The organism is Streptomyces sp. ISL-12 (assembly GCF_018614415.1).
In the GTDB taxonomy this organism is placed as follows: domain Bacteria; phylum Actinomycetota; class Actinomycetes; order Streptomycetales; family Streptomycetaceae; genus Streptomyces.
In genome coordinates, this window is sequence record NZ_JAGGOO010000088.1 from 1 (window position 1) to 22,311 (window position 22,311).

Sequence of the window (22,311 nt, forward strand, 5' to 3'; positions counted from 1 at the left end):
GGGCAGGGGCAGGGGCAAGGCGGGGGCAGAGGCAGCGGGCTCGGAGGCCGGGGCGGGGGCGGTGGTGCGGACCGGCCGTGGCATCGTGACCGGCGGACCGGGTGCGGCGTACGCGGCGGACGGACTGGGTGTGGCATACGCGGACGCCGGACCGGGAGCCGCATACGGACCGGGACCGGCACACCTCCCACAGGGACACCGAGGGCGAGCGGACCGGAACGGACGGGAACCGACGGGACCTCGGCGGTGGGCGGGCCGCGGCCGGCCGGGGGTCAGACGCGGCGGTGGTGGCGGGCGAACCGCTTCTCGGGCTCCGCGAGGTACTTCCAGGGCCAGCTGTCGGTGTAGGCGCCGTCGAGCGTCTGGAAGACCCGCCGGATCGTGTGCCGTTCGTCGGCCAGCGACAGGGCCATCGCGAAGAGGTTGAAGTCGTACTGCCAGCCGGGCTGCCGCTCGTAGGAGGGGTGGAGGATGCTGTGGTCGGCCGCCTGCCGCAGCTCCGCCCGGATCTCGTCGGTCCGCAGGCAGTCCCCGCTGTCCGACTCGACCCAGTCCTCGATGTGCGCGATGGCGATCACGCAGCCGAGCCGGTGTCCCCGCGGGGCGCGGGCGAGCGCGTCGCGGGCGTACGCCAGGGCCTCGCCCGGCTCGCCGCCCCAACGGGGCTGCAACTGCGACACCCACTCGATGTGGCACTCCAGGTCCAGCGGGTCGCGGCGCAGGGCGGCGTCGCGCCGGGTCTCGTTGACGGCGGCGCCGAGCGACATGCCGCGGCCGGAGGTGAGCAGGCTGCGCCAGGGTGTGACCCATTCCGGCCGCAGTTCGGCGGCGGCGAACAGGTGCTCCTCGGCGATGTGGAGCCGCTCGTGGAAGGTCCGCCACTGCTCCTGTGTGACGTTCACGGCGCGGTCGCTGGTGCGTGCCTCCCAGCCCCAGCTGAGGTGGCGCTTCCCGGAGATCAGCAGGGCCGTCGCCCGGTGCTCGTCGTCCTTCTCCTCCTCGACGGCACGGCCGATCCAGTCCTGCACACCGTCCCGGTCGGCCAGCTGGCCCAGGACCTGGTGGTCACGGCCGGCGTCGAAGGGGGCCAGCGCCGTCTTGACCGCGTCCCAGTCACCGGCTTCGGCGGCCTCCACCAGGGCGTGCACCCGCTGGTCGCCGAGCGCGCGCAGCGTGTACACCCCGTTCTTCTGTCTGTGCGGAACGGGAAGGGCGTGCGGGTCCGCCGGTCTCTCCCCGCCCCTGCCGAACAGCTTGCCGAACATGCCGCGTCCTCCCCTGGTCCCGCGTGATCAACTGGTGCAGCATAAGCGGCCCCACTGACATCACGCCCACAGGGTGTTCACGGATGCTTCACGGACCCGGCCCCGGACTCCAGGCCCGCGGGGAGCACGGCGGACGCCGCCGCCCCGCGGTCCGTACGGTGCGGGGCGGCGGCGTGCCGGGGCGTATCTGATCAGTGTCCCGCGACGACCCCCGACAGCTCGTTGGTGCTCTCCGGCAGGGTCACGGAGGTGATCTTCTTGCCGGTCGCGAGGTCGACGGCGTGCAGGGCCTTCTCGCCGGGTTCGGAGACGTAGGCGGTGGTGCCGCGGACGAACAGGGTGGGCCGGGCCTGCTGCCAGTCCAGCGGTTCCTGCCACTCGGCCACGACGGGGATCTTCTTCTCGATCTTGCCGCTCGCCGGGTCGATCACACGGATCGCGCCGTCCGTGCCGAGGACGAGTGCCTCGCCCTCGGGGCCGCGGGCCAGTGAGCGGAAGGAGTAGCTGGTACCCAGGTCGACCAGGCGCAGCTTCTTCTTCTCGGTGTCGATGAGGGAGATGCGGGTGGGCCGCTCCAGCTCGGCCTCCGGGTCGGTCTTGTAGTCGCCGAGCAGGACCGGGGAGGCGTCGCTGCCGGCCTGGTTGCCGATGCGGCCGTAGTCGTCGGGGGCGTCGATCTTGGTGAACTCGCCGTCCTTGTAGATCAGTACGCCGTCCTCGCAGCCGACGGCGATCGCCTCGTTCTGCGCGGCGGCCTCACCGTGGACGCCGGGGCACTTCTCGTTGCGGTCGATCTCCTTGTTGTTCTTGTCCAGGACCAGCGCGCCCGTGCGCTTCTCCTCGGTGCCGAGGGTGCTGAGGAGTTCGCCGTTCGCCAGCTCGATGGCGACGCCGTGGTGGGCCTCGGCGGAGGTGTAGGTGCGGGTCTCGGGCTTCTTGCCGGCGCCGAGGTCGGCGGGGTCGAAGACGTTGACCTCGCCGGTGCCGTCGGTGAAGAGCACCGTCTTGCCCGCGTGGCGGACGACGTGGCCGGGCTTGGCGCCCTGGTACGCGATGTCGGTGAGGGCCTGGCCGGTGGCGTCCAGGACGCGGAAGCCGCTGTCGGTGGAGACGATGACGTGGTCCTCGTCGCCCGCGGGGTTGACCCGGTTGAAGCCGGCCAGCTCGATGGTCTTGCCGAGCTTCAGGGTTTCGCCGTCGAGGATGTAGAGGCCGCCGTCGAAGGTGGCGACCAGCGGGTCCTTGACCGCCGCGGCGGGTGAGGCGCTCGCGGTGTCCTCGGTCTTGGCCTCGGCGTCGGAGGAGGAGTCCTCCCCGCCGCAGGCGGTCAGGACGGTGGACACCGCCAGGGCGAGTGCCGTACCCGTGAGGGCTCTCCTGCGTGTGGTCGTGTTCACCGGTGTGTTCCTTCCGTGGCCGCGTGTGGCGGCGGGAGTTGGTGGGTGTCCCGGCCGGTCGGCCGGGGCCGTTCGGGTCGGTGGGAGGTCAGCCGCCGGCGGTCAGGCCGTCGGTCATGGCGGTGGTGTTGGCGCGCATCATCCGCAGGTAGGTGTCGGCGCCCTCGCCCTTGGCGGTCAGCGACTCCGAGTACAGCTCGACGACCCGCACCTGGCCGCCGAGTTCCGTCTTCAGGACCTCGGCCAGCCGTGTGGGCTGGGAGGAGTCGGCGAACACGGTGCGTACTCCGGCGTCCTCCATCGCCTGGGTGAGGGAGCGCAGGTCGGAGGAGCTGGGTGAGGCGAGCGTGGTGCCGCTGGGGATGACCGCGCCGATCACCCGGAAGCCGAAGCGGTCGGCGAGGTAGCCGAAGACGTGGTGGTTGGTGACCAGGGCGCGCTTGTCCTCGGGGACCCGGTCGAAGGACTTCTCCATCCAGGTGGTGAGGTCCGCCAGCTCCTTGTCGTAGCGGGCGGCGTTGGCGCGGACGGTGTCCTCGTCCACCGCGTCGACGTGCTCGATCACCTGGTCGGCGATGAGCCCGGCGGCCTTGCGCACCCGGTCCGGGTCGGTCCAGAAGTGCGGGTCGGGCTGTCCTTCCGCGTCCTCGGGGCCGCCGTCGTCACCGGCCTTGAAGGTGAGGGGGTCGGCGGCCTCGCCCGCGGCGAAGGTGGCGACGCCCGCTTCACGGGCGGCGGTCACGTGCCGCAGTACGTTCTCCTCCAGGCCCAGGCCGTTGTAGACGACGAGGTCGGCGCTCTCCAGCTCGGCGGCCTGGACGGCCGACAGGCCGAAGGAGTGCGGGTCGGCGTTGGGCTTCATCAGGACGGTGACGTCGGCTTCGTCACCGACGATCTCCCGGGTGACGTCGCCGAGGATGTTGGTGGTGACGACGATGGCGGGCCGGTCGTCACCGGTGGCGCAGGCGGTGGCGGTGGCGGCCGTGACCAGGGCGAGCAGGCCCATCAGCGCGCTGCGCAGCCGTGCGGCGCCCAGGCGCACCCGCCGCTTCGTCGCGCCGCGGCTCATCGGCCGGTCTCCGCCATGAGGACCGGCTCGATGTCCAGGTCGAAGGAGCGGGCGATGCGCAGGCCGTCGTTGTAGTCGATCTCGAACACCTGCTTGCCGTCCGGGTCGTTGACGTACGCGCGGCTGCGGTCCACCTCGATCACCGGTGCGCCGTCGTCCGCGCCCGCCCGCTGTTTCCCGGTCAGCAGGCTCTTGGTCCGGGCGGTCTGCTTGCCGGTGGCGATGTCGTAGCCGTGCAGTGCTCCGTCGGTCTCCAGCACGAGCAGCGGGGAGCCCTCTCCGGCGGTGTTGGCGGCGACCACGGGCCCGGTCTCCACCCGGGTCCAGCTGCGTTCGGTGACGTCCAGGACCCATACGGCGTCGTCGCCGGCCGGTGCGGTGAGGGTGTCGCTGCCGGCCCGCTGCCGGAAGGCGGTGGCGCGTTCCGCGGCCGGCACGTCCTCGTCGTAGGCGATCTTCTCGGCGGTGAAGGCGCCGTCCTCCTCGCGGACGAGCAGGGCGCCGTCGGCGCAGCCCAGCACCACGCCGCGCCGGGTGACGGCGTCGCCCCGCGGCTTCTCGCACGCGGCTTCGGGGGCGGCGACGCGCTTGCCCGCGCGGTCGAGTACGACGAGTTCCGTGGCGCCGTCCTCGCCGGTGAAGCCCAGGAGGTGTTCCGCGTAGGGGACGACGGCTCCGTCGTAGCTGCCCGGCAGGGTCCGGGAGGACGCGATCTCGCCCTGCTCCAGCTTGCTCCGGTCGTACAGGACGGCCTTGCCGTCCTCGTCGGTGACCGCGGTGACGGTGATGTCGCTGCGTATGCGCGCCTCGGCGCCGACGGGGAGTTCGCCGACGTCGCGTATGGCAGCGCGGTAGTAGTGGACGTGGTCGCCGTGGTCCACCATCCAGGAGCCGCTGTCGACGACGTGCGTGGCTCCGGAGGCGTGCAGATAGCCGAACCGGCCGTCCGTGGCCAGCCGGGCGGCGCCCGTCACCTGGTCCGTCTCGGTCACCTTGCCGGTGATGAGGTCGAGGACCCGGGTGTTCCCGCTCGCGGGGTCGTTGAGCAGCAGCCGGGACTGCTGCTCGGCGGCCTCCTGGGCTCCCTCGACATAGCCGTGCGGGGTGGCGGACGGCGAACTCGCCGCCGGCCGGCTGTCGTCGTCCTGCTCTCCGCCGCAGCCCGTGGCGAGCAGCGCGGTGAGCGCCAGTGCGGCCGGAGCCCATGGCTTGACGTTTCTGCGGACGGTGTTTCTGCGGACGGCGCCGGCAGTGTTCAGGTTGCGGACGGTCAAGACGATCGCCTCGGATTTCCTTCGGTCGGCTTCACAGGGCAGGGGTGGCGGCGAGACGCGCGCGGCGGTGGCGGAGGCCGGACGCCAGGTGGGAGAGGAAGAACAGGCTCACCGCGAGGGCGGAGACGGTCGCTCCGGCGGCGGTGCTCAGATGCCAGGACAGGAGCAGCCCGCCGAACGTGGCGACGGCGCCGAGGAGCGCGGCCAGGACCATCACCCCGCGCACCCCGCGGGCCCACGGCAGGGCGGCCGCCGGCGGGGCGATGAGCAGGCCGAGGACGAGCAGGGTGCCGACGATGTGGAACGAGGCGACGATCGCCAGCCCCAGCAGACCGAGCAGCACGGCGTGCGCGAGGCGCGGACGCAGCCCCAGGGTCTGCGCCTTGCGGGAGTCGAACGTGAGGGCGAGGAAGGCCCGGTGGCCCAGGACCGACACGACCAGGGCCGCCAGCAGCGCGCCCGCCAGGAGGAAGAGGTCCTGCTCCCGGACGGCGAGCACGTCGCCGAAGAGGAAGCCGGTCAGGTCCACCGCGAAGGACTGCGACCGCGACACGATGATGACGCCGAGCGAGAGCATGCCGACGAACAGCAGCCCGATCCCGGTGTCCTGGGAGAGCCGGGGCGTACGTCCGAGCGCCGTGACGCCGGCCGTCATCACGGTCGCGCTCACCACCGCGCCGACCATCAGGTTGCCGCCCAGCAGCGCCGCCAGCGCCACCCCCGGCAGCAGCCCGTGGGACATGGCGTCGCCGAGGAAGGCCATCCCCCTGAGCACCACCCAGGTTCCGGCGAGCGCACAGATCGCGGACACCAGGATCCCGCCCCACAGGGCGCGCTGCACGAAGGTGACCTCGAACGGGGCCGTCAACCAGTCCATGGCGAGGACACTACAATGAAAACCATGTTCAAAAAACCAGGCCCTTCGCCCGCCCCGCCCCGGAAGCGGACCGCACGCGTCCGCCTCACCGAGCTGTGCGCCGGCTATCCGGGGCGCCCCGTCCTGCGCCAACTCAGCGCGGACATACCGGGGTTGGCCATGACCGCGCTGGTCGGGCCGAACGGCAGCGGCAAGTCGACCCTGCTCGGCGTTCTCGCCGGTGTGATCCACCCGACATCCGGCGAGACGCACCACCACGGGGAGCTGCCGCCCGCCTTCGTGCCGCAGCGCGGAGCCGTCGGTGACACCCTGCCGCTCACCGTCCGGCAGACCGTGGAGATGGGCCGCTGGGGCGAACGCGGCCCCTGGCGCCGGCTGACCCGGCGCGATCACGCGACGGTGGACGCCGCGCTCGACCGGCTCGGCATCGGCGGCCTCGCCGCACGCCAGCTGGGCGAGCTGTCGGGCGGCCAGCGGCAACGGGCGCTGATCGCCCAGGGGTTGGCGCAGGAGTCCGACCTGCTGCTGCTCGACGAGCCGACCACCGGCCTGGACCCCGAGGCCAGGGAACGGATCGGGACGCTGCTGACGGACCTCGTCGCCGACGGCGTGACGGTCGTGCAGGCCACGCACGACCTGGCGGCCGCCCGCTCGGCGGACGCCTGTCTGCTGCTGCGCGACGGACACCTCGCCGGACAGGGACCCCCCGACCAGGTGCTCACCACGTCGGCGCTGGCCGAGATCTGGCAGCCGGCCTGACGGCGGAAACGCGCCGGCCACCGCCGGGGCGGCGAGGTGCCGTGGACCGCACCGTTAACAATGAACACCGTTTTCATATAGCGTCGTGGTTCCACTCATCTCCGCAGTCTCTGGAGGCGGCCATGACGGCACGGCGTGAGGTGTCACCCGGCACGGTGCAGGAGACCCTGCTGATCCCGCTGTACGGGCGCGCGGTGGAGAACCGCAAGCCCGAACCGGCACTGCACGATCCTCGGGCCGAGGAGATCGTCGCGGCGATCGACTACGACTTCACCCGCTTCGACGGTCTGCCCAGCCTGGTGGGTTCGGTCCTGCGCACCGCCCTGTTCGACCACTGGGTGTCGGAGTTCCTCACCGGCTCTCCCGAGGGGACCGTGGTGGAGCTCGGCGCCGGGCTGAACACCCGTCACGAGCGGATCGACAACGGCCGGGCGCGCTGGTTCGAGCTGGACCTGCCCGACGTGGCCGACCTGCGGCGGTCCTTCTTCGCCGACACCGCGCGCCGGACCTCGATCGCCGCCTCCGTGACCGATCTGTCCTGGGCGGAAACGATCGCCGCCGGGTCGACCGGGCCGTACTTCTTCGCCGCCGAGGCCGTCCTGCCGTTCCTCACGGAGGACGACGTGCGCGGCGTCGTCGACGGCATCGCCGAACGGTTCCCGGGCTCCCTGCTGGCCCTGGACACCGCCGGCCCCGGCATCGTCGGCGCGCAGGACGAGCACGACGCGCTCAGCAAGGTCGAGGCGCGGATGCGGTGGGCCTGTGCCGGTCCCGCCGACGTCGCCGCCTGGCTCCCGGGAACCGAGGTGCTCGCCTCGTGCACCATCGCCGCCCTGCCGTCACCCCTGCGCGACCGTCTGCCCGGCCCCTACCAGGAGATGCTCTCCGGCCTGGCGCGGCAACGCCTGCCGCAGGTCGAGGAGTACCGGCTCGGACTCCTGCGGCTCCCGTAGCACCACCTCCCACCACTCCCCCCGTACCCCCACGAAAGGATCCGCTCCATGGCCGTTGAGAGGCCGCCGTCACGACGTCTTCCCGTCACCGTGCTCTCGGGTTTCCTCGGCGCCGGGAAGACGACACTGCTCAACCACGTCCTCACCAATCGCGAGGGCCTGCGCGTGGCGGTGATCGTCAACGACATGAGTGAGATCAACATCGACGCCGCGCTGGTGCGCGGCGGCGAGGCCGCGCTCTCCCGGACCGAGGAGCGGCTGGTGGAGATGACCAACGGCTGCATCTGCTGCACCCTCAGGGACGACCTGCTCGACGAGGTCGACCGGCTCGCCCGGGAGGGCCGCTTCGACTACCTGCTCATCGAGTCCAGCGGCATCTCCGAACCCATGCCAGTGGCCGCCACCTTCGCCTTCGCCCGCGACGACGGCGCCACCCTGGACGACGTGGCACGGCTGGACACCATGGTCACCGTGGTCGACGCGGCCAACTTCCTGGCCGAACTCGACCGCGGTGACGACCTGGCCGAGCGCGGGCTGGCCCCCTACGAGGACGACGAGCGCACCGTCAGCGATCTGCTGATCGACCAGGTGGAGTTCGCTGACGTACTGGTGCTCAACAAGCTGGATCTGGTGGACGACGCCGAAGCGGACCGGCTGCGCGGGGTGCTGACCCGGCTCAACCCCCGGGCCCGTCTGATCACTTCGGTGCTCGGGCGGGTCGACGCGCGGGACGTCCTGGAGACCGGGCGGTTCGACCTGGAGCACGCCCAGCAGGCGCCGGGCTGGGTGCGGGAACTGAACGGGGACCATGTGCCGGAGACCGAGGAGTACGGCATCTCCTCCCTGGTCTTCCGGTCGGCGGCGCCGTTCCACCCCGGCCGGCTCTGGGAGTTCGTCACCGAGGGCCTGGACAGCGGGGCGTACGGCCGCGTCCTGCGGTCCAAGGGGTTCTTCTCCCTGGCGGGCCGCGAGGGCGTGACCGGGCTGTGGTCGCAGGCCGGTTCCGTCGCCCGGTTCGAGCCCTCCGGCACCCGCGACGCCGAGCTGCCGGACGCCCAGGAGCTGGTCTTCATCGGCGTCGGCCTGCGGGCCGAGGCGCTGCGGAGCGCCCTGGCCGGCTGTCTGCTGGCCGAGGGGGAACCGGTGCCCGCGGCCGATCCGTTCCCCGGCTGGGACACCGGGGAGGTCTGCGCGCACGAGCACGACCACGGACCGTCGTCCCTGGCAGCGGCCGTCTGACCGGGGGCGGGCCGTTCCCGCCGTGACGGAGGCACACCGATGTACGGAACGACCCGCGGCGCTTGGCGCTTCACCCCGCAACGGGCCGCCGTCCTGGAAGCGCTGACCGCGTGCGACGGCTTCACCTCGGCCCAGACCCTGCACGCGGCGCTCACGGCCGACGGGGTCGAGGTCGGCCTGACCACCGTCTACCGCACGCTCCACCTGCTGGAGTCCGCCGGGCAGGTGGACATGGTGCGCGACAGCGACGGCGAGCGTCTCTACCGGCCCCGGCCCGCCGACGGCCACCGGCACTACCTGCTGTGCCGGCGCTGCGGCCTCAGTCTCGCCGTCGACTCCGACGAGGTCGAACGGTGGGCGGCGGAGATCGCGCGCGTCACCGGCTTCCACGACGTGGACCACACGCTGGAGCTGACCGGCATGTGCGACGACTGCCACACCGGACGTACGGACGCCTGACGACACACGTGTGCCGCGCCCGGAAGGCGCGGCACACGTGTGTCAGGCCCCGCGGCCCGTGCTCAGAGCACCCCTTCCTCCATGCTCTCCGTCTCCGTGCTCTCCGCCGCCGTCCGGGCGCGGGCGAGGTCGGCGAAGGCGCCGACGGTCGGCCGGGCGAAGAAACGGGCGAGGGGCAGCCGTACCCCGAGTTCACCGGCGGCCCGTTCGACGAGCCGGACCGCCTGGACGCTGTCCCCGCCGAGGGTGAAGAAGTTGTCCTCCGCCGTGCGCACGGGGGTGTCCAGGACGCTCTCCCACAACCGCGCCACCGACCGTTCGACCTGGTCGAGTTCCCGGTCCGCCGCGTCCTGTCCGAGGTTCCGGTCCGCCGCCACGGCCGCGGTCACCGCCCGCCGGTCCACCTTGCCGTTGGCGGTCAGGGGGACGGCGGGCAGCGTCGCGATCCGGCGCGGCACCATGGCGGGCGGCAGCCGGTCCGCCAGCCAGCGCGGCAACTCCTCCGGGAGCGCCGCGCCTTCGTGCCCTTCGGCGGGTACGACGGCCGCCACCAGCTCACGTGCGGCGCCGGTGCCGGAGACGGCGACCGCGGCGCGGGTCACCGCCGGGTGCGCGGACAGCGCGGTCTCGATCTCCCCCAGCTCGATGCGGTGGCCCCGGATCTTCACCTGGTCGTCGGTGCGGCCGAGGAACTCCAGCACTCCCCCGGGCCGGTACCGGCCGAGGTCGCCGGTGCGGTACCAGCGCAGGCCGCCGTCGACGACGAACCGGGACGCCGTCAGCTCGGGTGCGCCCCGGTAGCCGCGGGCCAGTCCGGCGCCCCCGATCCACAGCTCGCCGGGCACCCAGTCGGGCCGGTCGGCGCCGCTGTGCGGGTCGACGACCCGGTAGCTCTGGTTGCGCAGCGGCCGGCCGTACGGGATCGACGGCCAGCCCGGGAGCAGGCGCTCGACGTCATGGGCGTTGGACCAGATCGCCGCCTCCGTGGCGCCGCCCAGCGCGACGAGCCGGGCGGACGGGACCAGCGCGGACAGCCGCCCCGGCAGGTCGAGGCCGATCCAGTCACCGGACAGCAGCGCCAGCCGCAGCGTCCCGGGCACCCGGCCGGGCTGGTGCTCGGCCACCGTCAGCAGCATGTCCAGCAGGGCGGGAACGGTGTTCCAGACGGTCACCCCGTGCCGGACGCACAGGTCGGCCCACCGTTCGGCGTCGCGGCGCTCGTCCTCGGCGACGGTGACCAGCGCGCCGCCGGCCGACAGCAGGCCGAAGACGTCGTACACCGAGAGGTCGAAGTCCAGGGCGGAGACGGCCAGGACGCGGTCGTCGGCGCCCACCCCGTAGCGGTCGTCGATGTCCTCGACGGTGTTGGCGGCGGCGCCGTGGGTGATCTCGACGCCCTTGGGGGCGCCGGTGGACCCGGAGGTGAAGATGACGTACGCCAGTTGGTCCGGCGGGGCGACGACCGGGGCCCGGAGCGGCTCGTGCCGGTCCGCGTCGGTGAGGGGCAGGGGTACGGCCGGCCAGTCGTCGGCGGCGTCCTCGGTCAGGGCCAGGCGTACGCCCGCCCCGGTGAGGATGCGGTCCCGGCGGGCCGGGGGCTGGTCGACGCCGACGGGGACGTAGGCCGCGCCGGCGGCGAGGACGCCGAGGACGGCGGCGATCTGGTCCGGGCCCTTGGGCAGGCTGACGGCGACGGGTTCGCCGGGGCGGACGCCGTGCGCGGTCAGCAGGGCGGCGATCCGGCGGGCCCGCAGCGACAGTTCGCCGTAGGTAACGGTGGTGTCGCCGGCGAGGAGCGCCGGGGCGTCCGGGCGGGCGACGGCGTTGCGGAAGAACGGCGTGTGCAGGGAGGTCTCCCGCAGGGGCGCGGCCGTGTCGTTGGCCCGGTCGCGCGCGGCGCGCTGGGCGGCCGGGAGGGGGACCGGGCGGGGTGCGGTCCAGTCGGCCTCCAGCAGGGTGCGCAGATGGGCGGTGTACGCGGCGAACAGGGCGTCGAGGACGCCCTCGGGGAACAGGTCCTCCACCGCGTCCCAGTGCAGGTCGATCACGGTGCCCTCGGGGGTGCGCCGCTCCACGGCCTGGTGGTCCAGCCAGACCTGGGGGGTCTGGGTGATGCCGTACACCTGGTCGGTGAAGAGGCCGGCCGGGTCGTCGCCGGTGTCCAGGCCGAGGGCGCTGGTGAAGACGACGGGCATGGTGACGTCGGCCTGTCCGGTGCGGCGGGCGAGCCGGCGCAGTACCTGGACGGCGGAGAGGGAGCGGTGGTCGAGGGCCTCCCACAGCTCGCGCTGGGTGCGGCGGGCGCCGGTCAGCCAGGGCTCGCCGGGCCGGTGCTCGTGGCCGACCAGGACGAGGGAGGTGAAGTCGCCCAGCACCCGGGTGATGTGCGGATGGGCCTCCCGCCGGTCGAACAGGGTCAGGTTGACCGTGAGGTCCGGTTCGGCGCTCCAGCGGGACAGCACCTCGCAGTACGCCGTGAGCAGCACGGCGGACGGGGTGACGCCGTGGGCGCGGGCGCGTTCCTCCAGGGCGCGGCGGGCGGCGGCGTCGAGGACGGCGGTGCGCCGGGCGAACCGGGGCCGGGCGAGGTCGGCCGGGTCGCAGGCGAGCGGCAGCCGGGGGGCGGCGGGCAGGGTGTCCAGCCGCTGCTCCCAGTGCCGTTCGGCGGCCTCCAGTTCGCCGGGGTCGGGCCGGGCGGCGAGGACGTGGTCGCGGAAGGAGACGTCCACGGGCGGCAGTCCGGCGTCCGGGTCGGCGTAGAGGGCGGAGAGTTCGGCGTAGAAGGTGAGGATGCTCAGGGCGTCCAGGACCAGGTTGTCCATGCCGACGGCGAGCCGTACCCGCTGCTCGTCGCGGACGGCGGCGACGCTGAACAGGGGCCAGCGGCCGGGGTCGAAGACGTGGTGGGACCAGGTGTCGCGCAGGGCGGCGCGGGCGGCCTCGGGGTCCGGTCCGGCGTCGGTGACCTCGATGGTGAAGCGGGGCACGTCGGGCAGGACGCGCTGGTGGCCGTCGGTGTCGAAGACGGCCCGGAGCATCTCGTGCCGGGCGACGAGACGGTTGACGGCCTCCTCCAGGCGGGCCACGTCGAGGCCGGGTATGTCGTACTCGCGGTAGAAGTGGCAGCCGACACCGCCCAGGGTGAACTCCTCGCCGCGGCCGAGCCAGTAGGCGAGCTGGACGTCGGTGGGCGGGAACGGGTCGTGGCGGTGCGCCGGGTCGGCGGCGGGCGGCCGGACCGGCGGGCGGGCCGGGCCGAGGTGGACGGTCTCGGCGAAGTCGGCGAGGACCGGGTGGGCGAACAGGGCGCTCAGGGCGGTGCCCCGGGCGCCGTCGGCGCGCAGCCGGGTGAGGAGCCGGGTGGCCAGCAGGGAGTCGCCGCCGAGGGCGAAGAAGTCGTCGGTGCGGCCGGGGCTGGGGATGTCGAGTACGTCCTGCCAGGCGGCGGCGACCAGGCGTTCGGCGTCGGTGCGGGGCGGCTCGTGCCGGTCGGGTGCGGTCCGCTCGGCCAACTGGGCGGTGACCGCGGCGCGGTCGGTCTTGCCGTTGCGGGTCAGGGGGAGTTCGGTGAGCACGGCCGTGGTGTCCGGGAGCATGGCGGGCGGCAGGAGGGTGCCGAGGTGCTCCGCGAGGCCGGCGGGTGTGGGCCGGCGGCCGGGGACGGGGACGACCGCCGCGGCCGGCCGGCGGGTGGGCAGCAGGACCGCCACGGCCCGCGCCACGTCGGGGTGGGCGGTCAACGCGGCCTCGATCTCGCCCAGTTCGACGCGGTGGCCGCGCACCTTGACCTGGTGGTCGGCGCGGCCGAGGAACTCCAGGTGGCCGTCGGGGCGGTAGCGGGCGCGGTCGCCGGTGCGGTACCAGCGCACGCCGTCGTGGTCGACGAAGCGGTCGGCGGTGCGCTCGGGGTCGCCGCGGTAGCCGCGGGCCACTCCCCCGCCGCCGATCCACAGCTCGCCGGGCACCCAGTCGGGCCGGTCCCGGCCCAGCGGGTCCACGACCCGGCAGCGCACGCCGGTGAGCGGACGGCCGTAGGGGACGATGCTCCAGTCCTCCGGGACGGGGAGGGTGACCTGCTGCCAGGTGGAGTGGATGGCGGTCTCGGTCGTGCCGCCGAGGCCGGCGAAGAGGCAGTCGGGGGCGCGGCGGGCGAGCCGTTCGGCGAGGTCGGGGGTGATCCGGTCGCCGCCGAGCAGGACCGCCCGCAGCGGCAGCGGCGTGGGCTGCGTCTCCGCGACGGTGAGGAGCATGTCCAGCAGCGCGGGTACGCAGTTCAGCACGGTCGCCCGGTGGGTGTGCGCCAGGCGCAGCCAGGCGTCGGCGTCCCGGCGGTCCGGTTCCCGGACGCAGATGACCGCGCCGCCGGTGCTCAGCGGCGCGAACAGGTCGAAGACGGAGAGGTCGAACTCCAGCGCGGAGAGGGCGAGGGTGCGGTCGGCGGGGCCGAGTCCGAGGCGGTCCCGGAGGTCGGCCACGGTACACATCGCCGCCGCGTGGGCCACCTCGACGCCCTTGGGTTCGCCGGTCGAGCCCGAGGTGTACAGGACGTAGGCGAGGTCGTCGGGTGAGCCGGGCACGGGAGCGGGCAGGGGCTCGGCGGTGCGGGCCGCGTCCAGGTCGTCCAGGAGCAGGCGGGCACCGGCGGAGGCGAGGACGCGGGCGCGGCGCGCGGCGGGCTGGTCGACGGCGACGGGCAGGTAGGCGGCGCCGGCCGCGAGGACGCCGAGGACCGCGACGACCTGCTCGGGGCCCTTGGGCAGGCTGACGGCGACCAGGTCGCCGGGGCGCACTCCCTGGGCGCGCAGGTGGCCCGCGACGGTGAGGGCGCGGGCGGCGAGGTCGCCGTAGGTGTGGTGCGCGGTGTCGTCGCCGAGCAGCGCGGGGGCGTCGGGCGCGGTGGCGGCGTGGCGGAAGAACTCGTCGTGGAGGCGGAGTCCGCTGCCGGGCGGACGGCCCGTGTCCTCGTCGGCGGCGTGCCGGGTGCGCCGCTGAGCGGCGGGCAGCAGGTCGCCGACCGGGGCGGTCCACGCCCCGGGGTCGTCGGTGAGCCGGTCCAGGAGACCCTCGTACGCGGCGAACATGGCGTCCAGCACGCCGGGCGCGAACGCGGCCTCGCGGGCGTCCCAGTTGACGAGCAGTCCGCCGTCGAGTTCGGTGATCTGGGCGTCCAGCCAGACCTGCGGGCCCTGCGAGATGATCCACACCGGTTCCCCGAAGACGCGGGTGACGGAGGCCGGGAAGAGCGGGCCGAGGCCCAGGGCGCTGGTGTGCACCACGGGGGCGAGCAGCTGGGCGCCGCGGCGGCGGGTCAGGTCCCGCAGCACCTCCACGCCGGAGTGCCGGGCGTGCGCGGCGTCGGCGTGGAACCGCTCCTGGAGCCGTCCGGCCCGGTCGGCGAAGCCGCCCGGCGCGGTGCCGTCCCAGGCGAGCAGGACCGAGGAGGTGAAATCGCCGACCAGGGCGTCGACGTCGGGGTGCAGCGGCTCACGGTCGAACAGGGGGAGGTTGAGCAGGAAGGAGGGCTCGGCGGACCAGGCGGTGAGGACCTCCGCGAAGACGGCGGTGAGGGCGAGCGCCGGGGTCAGGCCGTGGGCGCGGGCCCGCGCCTCGAAGGCGGCGGCCCGCTCGGGGGCGAGCAGCCGGTGCCTGCGCACGACGGTCGTGGCGTCGGCGTCGTGGCCTGCGGCGGGCAGCTCCGGCGGCCCGGGGAGCGCGTCGAGGCGCTCCCGCCACCAGGCCCGGTCCGCTTCCCGCGCGGCGCGGCCGGGGCCGGCCCGGTGGGCCTCCCGGTCGGACAGGTAGCGGCGGAAGGAGTAGCCGGGCTCGGCCCTGGGCACCTTGCCGCCCGCGGCGTAGGCGTCGGCGAGGTCGGCCAGCAGGACGCGCAGGCTGAGCGCGTCGGCGGCGATCATGTCGAGGTTGACGTGGGTACGGGTACGGCCGTCCGGCAGGAGGGTGAGCCGTACGTCGAAGACCTCGCCGGCGCCGATGTCCAGGGTGCGGTGGGACAACGCGGCGCGCAGGCGCTCCAGTTCCGCCTCGGCCCGCTCGGGGTTCTCGTGGCGCAGGTCGGTGACGCGGAGGCCGGGCCAGGGGGCGGCGGCGAGGATCTCCTGGGTGCCGTCGTCGCGGACGCGGACCCGGAGCATGTCGTGCCGGGCGAGGACGGACCGTACGGCGTCCTGGAGGCGGTCGGGGTCGACGCCGGTGCCGTCGAACTCGTGGTAGAAGTGCGCGGCCACCCCGCCGAGCCGCTGCCCCGGGGAGCGCCCGGCCCAGTAGGCGTGCTGCATCAGGGCCAGGGGGAAGGGGCCGGTCGCCTGGTCGCTCGCGGGAGCGGTGGCGGGGGTGGTGTCCGGCTCCGTACGGGTGGCGAGGAGCGCGTGCCAGGCCGCCGGGGTCGGGTGGGCCGCGAGGGCGCCGAAGGTGAGGTCGGCCCCGGCGCGGCGCCAGCGGGCCGCCAGCTTCATGAGGGTGATGGAGTCCAGACCGAGGGCGATGAGGTTGTCGTCGTCGTGGACGGCGTCGGGCGACAGGTCGAGGACCGAGGCGAGCCGGGCGCGCAGGGCGGGGAGGTCCGTCAGCTCGGCGGCGGCCGGGTCCGTCCTGGCCACCTTGTCGATCGGGGCGGTCTGACCGGTCTGGTCGGTCGTGGCTGTCTGGTCGGTCGGGTCGGTCAGCACGGTCTTCCTTCTGTCTCGCGGGTGCGCGGGGCTGTGTCGCTGGGGCGCCGGGGCTGTCTCGCTGGTGCGCGGGGCTGTCCCGCGAGGGCGCCGGAGCTGTCCGGCGGGGCGCGGCGGGGCTGTCTCGCGGGGCGCGGTGGCGCACGGCCCGGCGTCGGGCGGGGCGGGGGTGCGGGGGCCCGGCGGTGTCACCAGCGCACGGGCAGGGTGGCCGGGCCGCGCAGGAAGGCGGCCGGCCTCCAGGTCGCGTCACCGGCCGGACGCAGGCCGGGCAGCAGCCGGGCAAGGGCGGTCAGACCCTCCTGGAGTTCGACCCGGGCCAGGGCGGCGCCGGCGCAGTGGTGGATGCCGTGGCCGAAGGCGAGGTGCCCTGAGGTGTCGCGGTCGGGTTCGAGGCGGTCGGGCCTCGGGAAGCGCAGGGCGTCACGGTCGGCGGCACCGATCGCGACCAGGACGGGTTCGCCGGCGCGCACCTTCACGCCGCCCACCTGTACGTCCTCCAGGGCGTAGCGCGGCAGGGAGGCGGACGCGGCCAGGGGGACGTACCGGAGCAGTTCCTCGACCCAGGCGCGGGCCCGGTCGGGACGGTCGGCCAACTCGGCTAGGGCGTCCGGGCGTTCGGTGAGCAGCACCCAGGTGAAGTTGGCGAGCTGGGCGGCGGTGGTCTCGTAGCCGCCGAGCAGGATCGCGACGCACAGTTCGACGAGTTCCTCGCGCGAGGCCCCGCCGTCCGGGGCGTCCTCGTCGCCGGCGTGCAGCAGCGCGGTCATCAGGTCGTCGGCGGGGTCGGCCCGCCGGCGGTCGAGCAGGTCTCCCATGTACTCCTTGAGCGCGGCGGTGGCGGCCAGGACGTCGTGCGGTCCGGCGCCACTGGTGGACAGCACGGTGTCGCTCCAGCCGCGGAAGCGGTCGCGGTCCTCGGCGGGGACGCCGAGCAGTTCGCAGATGACCGCGATGGGCACGGGCAGCGCGACGTGCTCCACCAGGTCGGCGGGGGCGCCGGCGGCCGTCATGCGGTGGATGGCGTCCTCGGTGATCTCCCGCACGCGCGGGCGCAGCGCCTCCGCCCGGCGCGGGGTGAACGCGCGGGCGGCGGGGCGGCGCAGACGGGTGTGGTCGGGCGGGTCGGTGGCGACCAGGCCGATGGGGCTGACCGGGGTGGTGCGGGGCGCGTCCCGTCCGGCGTCCGCGCGGGAGAAACGGGCGTCGGCGAGGACGGCGCGGGCGTCGTGGTGGCGGGTGACGAGCCAGGCCGGTTCGCCGTACGGCAGTTGGACGCGGAGCAGGCCGGGGGTGCGCTGGGCGACGCGGTAGGCGTCGGCCAGGTCCAGGCCGTCGGGGGTGTTGAAGGGGTAGGGGCAGGGGGCGGGCGTGTCCGGGGCCGGCGCGGACGCGCCCGAGCCGGAGGCACGCACCCCCGGACCCGGCACAGACGTGTCCGAGCCCGAGGCGGGCGTCCCCGGATCGGCGGCGGGCGTGCTCACAGGGCCTCCGCGACGGTGTTCAGCGTGCGGGTGAGGGCGACGCGGTCGACCTTGCCCGCGCCGGTACGGGGGAAGCGGTCGACGGTGCGGACCCGGTCGGGGTGCTTGAAGGCCGCGACGCCCCGGCCGACGAGGTGGTCGATGAGGTCGCGCCGGGTGGGGGCCTCGCCCCGGGGGACGACGAAGGCGCAGGTCCGCTCGCCCATGTCGGGGTCGGGGAAGCCGACCAGGGCCACGTCGTGCACGCGGGGGTGGGCGAGGAGGTGGTTCTCGACCTCCTCCACCGGGACCTTGTCGCCGCCCCGGTTGATGACGTCCTTCAGGCGGCCCTCCACGACGAGGTTCCCGCCGGGCAGCCGCCGGACCAGGTCGCCGGAGCGGTAGAAGCCGTCGGGGGTGAAGGCGGTGGCGTTGTGCTGCTCGGCGCGGAAGTAGCCGCGCAGGGTGTAGGGGCCGCGCGTCCACAGTTCGCCCATCTCGCCGTCGGGGACGTCGGTGCCGTCGGGGCCGACGACACGTACCTCGTCCGCGTCGGCCAGCGGGCGGCCCTGGCTGGTGAACACCGTCTCGTCGGGGTCGTCGAGGCGGGTGAAGTTCAGCAGCCCCTCGGCCATGCCGTACACCTGCTGCAGGGCGCAGCCGAGGACCGGGCGTACGCGGCGGGCGGCCTCTTCCTTGAGACGGGCGCCGCCCGCCTGGAGGAGGGTGAGGCTGCTGAGGTCGGGGGCGAGGAGTTCGGCGGCGTCGAGCCAGGCCAGGACCAGCGGGGGGACGAGGGCGACGGTGGTGACGCGTTCGCGGGCGATCAGGTCGAAGGCGGTCTCCGGGTCGGGCGAGGGGGCCAGGACGGTGGTACCGCCGGCGTGCAGGGTGCCCAGCAGGCCGGGGCAGGCGAGGGCGAAGTTGTGGGCGGCGGGCAGGGCGAGGAGGGTGACGGTGGAGTCGTCGAGGCCGGTGACGCGGGCGCTGGCGCGCAGGTTGTAGGCGTAGTCGTCGTGGGTGCGCGGGATGAGTTTGGGCAGGCCGGTGGTGCCGCCGGACAGCAGCAGGACGGCGACGTCCTGGGGGCGGGCGTCGTCGGGGGCGCCGGGGTCCGGTTCGGCGGCGGTGAGCGCGTCGAAGGGGCGGTACGGGCCGGGCGCGACGGTGAAGACGTGGCGGACGGTGTGGGCGGCGGTGCTCACCGTCCGGGCGAGGCGCTCCTGCTCGGGGTCGCCGCCCGCCATGACACAGGCGGCGGCGCCGGAGAGGCGGGCGAGGTGGACGAGTTCGCTCTCCCGGTGTGCGGGCAGGGCGAGGACGGGGACGACGGCGGCGCGGAAACAGCCGAACAGGGTGAGGACGAACGGCAGTCCGTTGGGGAGGTGGACCAGCAGACGGTTGCCGGCTTTGAGGCCGTGGGCGCGCAGACCGGCGGCGACCCGGTCGGCGGCCTCGTCCAGTTCGGCGTAGGTGAGGCGCCGGCCGTCGGTGACCAGTGCGGTGTGTCCGGGGGTGCGGCGGGCGCCGTCCCTGAGGACGGAGCCGAGGGTGGTGCCGGTCCAGTAGCCGTCGGCGCGGTAGCGGGCGGCGGCGGGTTCGGGCCAGGGGGTGAATCCGTCGAGCAGGGGCACGAGGAGTCCTCCGTCGGAAGGATCGCGAGTAGCGGAGTAGGTGGCGGGGTCAGCGGGCGGCCGGGCCGAGGCGCAGCGGGAGGGACTCCAGGCCGTGCATGGCGGTGGAGAAGCGCCAGCGCAACGCGGACTCGTCGACGGCCAGTTCGAGGTCGGGGAAGCGGCCCAGGAGCCGGCCGAAGGCGATCTCGCCCTCCAGCCGGGCCAGGGCGGCACCGACGCAGTAGTGGATGCCGTGGCCGAAGGCGAGGTGGCCGCCGGCCGGGCGGGTGATGTCGAGCCGGTCGGGTTCGGCGAACCGTTCGTCGCGGTTGGCGGCGAGCCAGGACACCATCACGAAGTGGCCGGCGGGGATGGTGACACCGCCGAGTTCGACGTCCTCGGTGGCGTAGCGGGGGCTGGAGAGGTTGTTGGGGGTCTCGTAGCGCAGGAACTCCTCCACCGCCTGCGGCAGCAGGTCGGGGCGCGCCTTGAGCAGCGCGAACTGCTCGGGGTGGCGCAGCAGGGCGAGGACGCCGCTGCTGATGAGGTTGACGGTGGTCTCGAAGCCGCCGGTCAGCAGGACGACGGCGGTGGAGATCAGTTCGTCGCGGCTGAGCCGGTCGCCGTCCTCACTGACGTGCACCAGGCGGGTCAGCAGGTCGTCACCGGGGTCGCGGCGCTTGGCCTCGACCAGGTCACCGAGGTAGGCGGCCATGCGCATCGAGGCGGCGCCGATCTCCTCGGGGGTGACGGCGGCGACCATGGTGCGGGTCCAGGCGGTGAAGTCGTCGCGGTCCTCGAAGGGGATGCCGAGGAGTTCGCAGATGACGCGGATGGGCAGGGGCAGCGCGTAGTCGGCGAGGAGTTCGCTGTCCGGGCCGGACTTCTCCATGGCGTCGAGGAGTTCGTCGGTGATGGCCTCGATGCGCGGGCGCAGCGGGGCCACGGCGCCGGGGGTGAACACCTTGGTGATCAGGGACCGCAGCCGGGTGTGGTCCGGCGGGTCGAGGTTGAGGAGGTTCTTGGCCAGTTCGGGCGCGAAGTGGCTCTCGGTGTCCTCCCCGCCGCCCAGGCGCAGCCGCTCCAGCCGGTCGTAGACGCCGTCGCTGCTGAAACGGGGGTCGGTGACGGCGGTGCGGGCCTCTTCGTGGCCGGTGACGAGCCAGACGGGGAAGCCGCCGGGGAGTTCGACGAACCGTACGGGCGAGGCCGCGCGCAGGCCGGCGGCGACGGTGTGGGCGTCCTGGATGAAGCTCTCGTCGAGCGGGAGGGGGGCGGTGGTCACGGGGTTCTCCGGTGGGTCGGTGCGGCAGGGGGCGGGGCGGTCACGGGGTTCTCCAGTGCGCCGGCGGGAAGAAGGCCGCCCGTCACGGGGTCCTCCGGTGCGTCGGCCAGAAGGGGGCCGCCGGTCACGGCAGGTCCAGCGTGGGCCGGTACAGGTCGGCCCAGACGTGGAAGTCCAGGAGGCGTTCGAGGCCGGTGCGGACGGCGCCGGTGACGGCGGCCGGGTCGGCGGCGGCGGTGGAGCGGGCCCAGTCGGGGTCGAAGACGGCGAACACCGGGTGCCCGGGGTCGGTCAGCACCTCGCGGACCTGCTCCTGGAGGGCGGCGGCGTACGCCGTGTCCTGCGTGGACGGGTACGGGCTCTTGACGCGCTCGGTGACGGACCGGGGCAGCAGGTGGGCGACGGCCTGCCGCAGCAGGCCCTTCTCACGGCCGTCGACGGTCTTCAGGGACCAGGGCGCGTTGTAGACGTAGGAGACCAGCCGGTGGTCGGCGAAGGGGACGCGGACCTCCAGGCCGGTCGCCATCGACATGCGGTCCTTGCGGTCGAGCATGGCCCGCACCAGCCGGGTGATGTGCAGGTGGCTGCTGGTGCGCATCCGGCGTTCGAAGGCGTCCTCGCCGGGCAGGTGCTCCACCTTGGCGACGGCACCGGCGTACTCGTCGGCGACGTAACCGCCGATGTCGAGGGCGGTGCGCAGTGCGGGGCGGAGCGGTTCGGTGCGGTCGGCGGTGTAGGTGTTCTGGAAGGCGAGCCAGGGGAACGTGTCGGCGTCGCGGGCGGCCGGGTGGTGGAACCAGACGTAGCCGCCGAAGAGTTCGTCCGCGAACTCCCCGGACAGGGCCACGGTCGACTGCTCCCGGATGGCGCGGAACAGCAGCAGCATGGAGCTGTCGATGTCGCCGAGGCCGATGGGCATGTCGCGGGCGGCGACCACCGCGCGGCGCAGCGCCGGGTCGGTGAGCGCGCGGGAGTCCAGGACGACGTTGCGGTGGTCGGCGCCGACGTGGGCGGCGACCTCGCGGATGAACGGGGCGTCGGGGGTGTCGCGGAACTCGTCGGGCCGGAAGTTCTCCTCGTACCCGGCGAAGTCCACGGAGAAGGTGCGGAGTTTCTCCCCGGTCTCCCGCTGCCGACGGGCGGCGAGGGCGGTGACGGCGCTGGAGTCGAGGCCGCCGGAGAGCAGCACGCACTGCGGCACGTCGGAGACGAACTGCTCGGGCACGATCTCGCCGAGCAGGGCGGCGACCCGTTCGACGGTCGTGGCGGCGTCGTCGGTGTGTTCGGCGGTCTCCAGCCGCCAGTAGGTGTGCTCGCGCATCCCGTCGCGGTCGACGGTCAGCACGGTCCCCGGCTCGACCTCGTACAGGTCCTTCCACAGCGACCAGCCGGGCGCCTTGGTGAAGCCGACGAGTTCGCGCAGGCAGGAGGTGTCGACGCGGCGCGGGAAGGCCGGGTTGGCGAGGACGGCCTTGGGTTCGGAGCCGAAGAGGACGCCGTCGGGAGTGCGGTGGTAGTAGAGGGGCTTGACGCCCATGCGGTCGCGGACCAGGACGAGGCGCCGGCGCCGCTCGTCCCAGACGGCGAAGGCGTACATGCCGGTGAGGCGTTCGGCGACGGCCTCGCCCCACTCCAGGTAGCCGCGCAGCACGGTCTCGGTGTCGCTGCGGGTGGTGAACCGGTGGCCCCGGCGCTGGAGTTCGGCGCGCAGCTCGGGGTGGTTGTAGACCTCGCCGGAGTAGACGAGGGTGACGTCGCCGTCGGGGGTCTCGGCCGTCATGGGCTGGGCGCCGCCCGGCAGGTCGATGACAGCGAGGCGGCGGTGGCCGAGGGCGGCATGCCGGTACAGGCGCACGCCGCCCTCGTCGGGGCCGCGGTCGGCGAGGGTGGCCGTCATGGCGTCGACCGTGTCGCCCCGCAGGGTGAGGTCCTGGTCGAACGCCACCCAGCCGGTGATTCCGCACATGGGTGC

The 22,311-nt window shown here is 74.1% G+C and carries 14 protein-coding genes; 4 read left to right on the top strand and 10 right to left on the bottom strand.

The annotated features are described in order from the left end of the window. Positions 1-272 precede the first annotated feature (272 nt). The 5 genes from J7I94_RS24040 to aztB all read right to left on the bottom strand — a co-directional run bounded on the left by J7I94_RS24040 (position 273) and on the right by aztB (position 5,882). Positions 273-1,265 (bottom strand): hypothetical protein, encoded by a 993-nt coding sequence (locus J7I94_RS24040; RefSeq protein ID WP_215169907.1) that lies wholly within the window; start codon positions 1,263-1,265, stop codon positions 273-275. 191 nt (positions 1,266-1,456) lie between these two features. Next, positions 1,457-2,662: a zinc metallochaperone AztD gene (aztD, locus tag J7I94_RS24045; RefSeq protein ID WP_215169909.1), complete on the bottom strand. Its 1,206-nt coding sequence runs from the start codon at positions 2,660-2,662 to the stop codon at positions 1,457-1,459. An 88-nt stretch (positions 2,663-2,750) separates the two neighbouring features. Next, positions 2,751-3,731, bottom strand: a complete 981-nt coding sequence (aztC, locus tag J7I94_RS24050; protein ID WP_215169911.1) for a zinc ABC transporter substrate-binding protein AztC — start codon at positions 3,729-3,731, stop codon at positions 2,751-2,753. After that, on the bottom strand, positions 3,728-5,005 hold the full coding sequence (locus J7I94_RS24055; RefSeq protein WP_374198414.1) for a hypothetical protein: 1,278 nt from the start codon (positions 5,003-5,005) through the stop codon (positions 3,728-3,730). Before J7I94_RS24055 ends, aztC begins: the two co-directional genes overlap by 4 nt. A 31-nt stretch (positions 5,006-5,036) precedes the next feature. Beyond that, positions 5,037-5,882: a zinc ABC transporter permease AztB gene (gene aztB, locus J7I94_RS24060; protein WP_215169912.1), complete on the bottom strand. Its 846-nt coding sequence runs from the start codon at positions 5,880-5,882 to the stop codon at positions 5,037-5,039. A 15-nt stretch (positions 5,883-5,897) separates the two neighbouring features. Here aztB and aztA point away from each other — a divergent pair, with 15 nt between their 5' ends. From aztA to J7I94_RS24080, 4 genes are all read left to right on the top strand, one after another. Continuing rightward, positions 5,898-6,641 carry a zinc ABC transporter ATP-binding protein AztA gene (gene aztA / locus J7I94_RS24065; RefSeq protein ID WP_215169914.1) on the top strand — a complete coding sequence of 248 codons (744 nt, stop codon included), beginning with the start codon at positions 5,898-5,900 and terminating at the stop codon, positions 6,639-6,641. A gap of 122 nt (positions 6,642-6,763) precedes the next feature. Beyond that, positions 6,764-7,594 (top strand): class I SAM-dependent methyltransferase, encoded by an 831-nt coding sequence (locus tag J7I94_RS24070; RefSeq protein WP_251075638.1) that lies wholly within the window; start codon positions 6,764-6,766, stop codon positions 7,592-7,594. Between the two features lie 48 nt (positions 7,595-7,642). Next, complete coding sequence (locus tag J7I94_RS24075) at positions 7,643-8,833, top strand: GTP-binding protein (protein ID WP_215169916.1); 1,191 nt, start codon at positions 7,643-7,645, stop codon at positions 8,831-8,833. A 39-nt stretch (positions 8,834-8,872) separates the two neighbouring features. Continuing rightward, positions 8,873-9,292: a Fur family transcriptional regulator gene (locus J7I94_RS24080; protein ID WP_215169918.1), complete on the top strand. Its 420-nt coding sequence runs from the start codon at positions 8,873-8,875 to the stop codon at positions 9,290-9,292. A gap of 62 nt (positions 9,293-9,354) precedes the next feature. Here the strand turns inward: J7I94_RS24080 and J7I94_RS24085 are convergent, their stop codons facing one another. The 5 genes from J7I94_RS24085 to asnB all read right to left on the bottom strand — a co-directional run bounded on the left by J7I94_RS24085 (position 9,355) and on the right by asnB (position 22,305). Beyond that, positions 9,355-15,975, bottom strand: a complete 6,621-nt coding sequence (locus J7I94_RS24085) for a non-ribosomal peptide synthetase (RefSeq protein ID WP_308114677.1) — start codon at positions 15,973-15,975, stop codon at positions 9,355-9,357. 188 nt (positions 15,976-16,163) lie between these two features. Continuing rightward, positions 16,164-17,390: a cytochrome P450 gene (locus J7I94_RS24090; protein ID WP_215169955.1), complete on the bottom strand. Its 1,227-nt coding sequence runs from the start codon at positions 17,388-17,390 to the stop codon at positions 16,164-16,166. A 65-nt stretch (positions 17,391-17,455) separates the two neighbouring features. After that, complete coding sequence (locus J7I94_RS24095; protein ID WP_215169920.1) at positions 17,456-19,072, bottom strand: (2,3-dihydroxybenzoyl)adenylate synthase; 1,617 nt, start codon at positions 19,070-19,072, stop codon at positions 17,456-17,458. 49 nt (positions 19,073-19,121) lie between these two features. Next, positions 19,122-20,339, bottom strand: coding sequence for a cytochrome P450 (locus J7I94_RS24100; RefSeq protein WP_215169922.1), 1,218 nt, complete (start codon positions 20,337-20,339; stop codon positions 19,122-19,124). A 124-nt stretch (positions 20,340-20,463) separates the two neighbouring features. After that, positions 20,464-22,305, bottom strand: coding sequence for an asparagine synthase (glutamine-hydrolyzing) (asnB, locus tag J7I94_RS24105; RefSeq protein ID WP_215169924.1), 1,842 nt, complete (start codon positions 22,303-22,305; stop codon positions 20,464-20,466). Positions 22,306-22,311 lie beyond the last annotated feature (6 nt).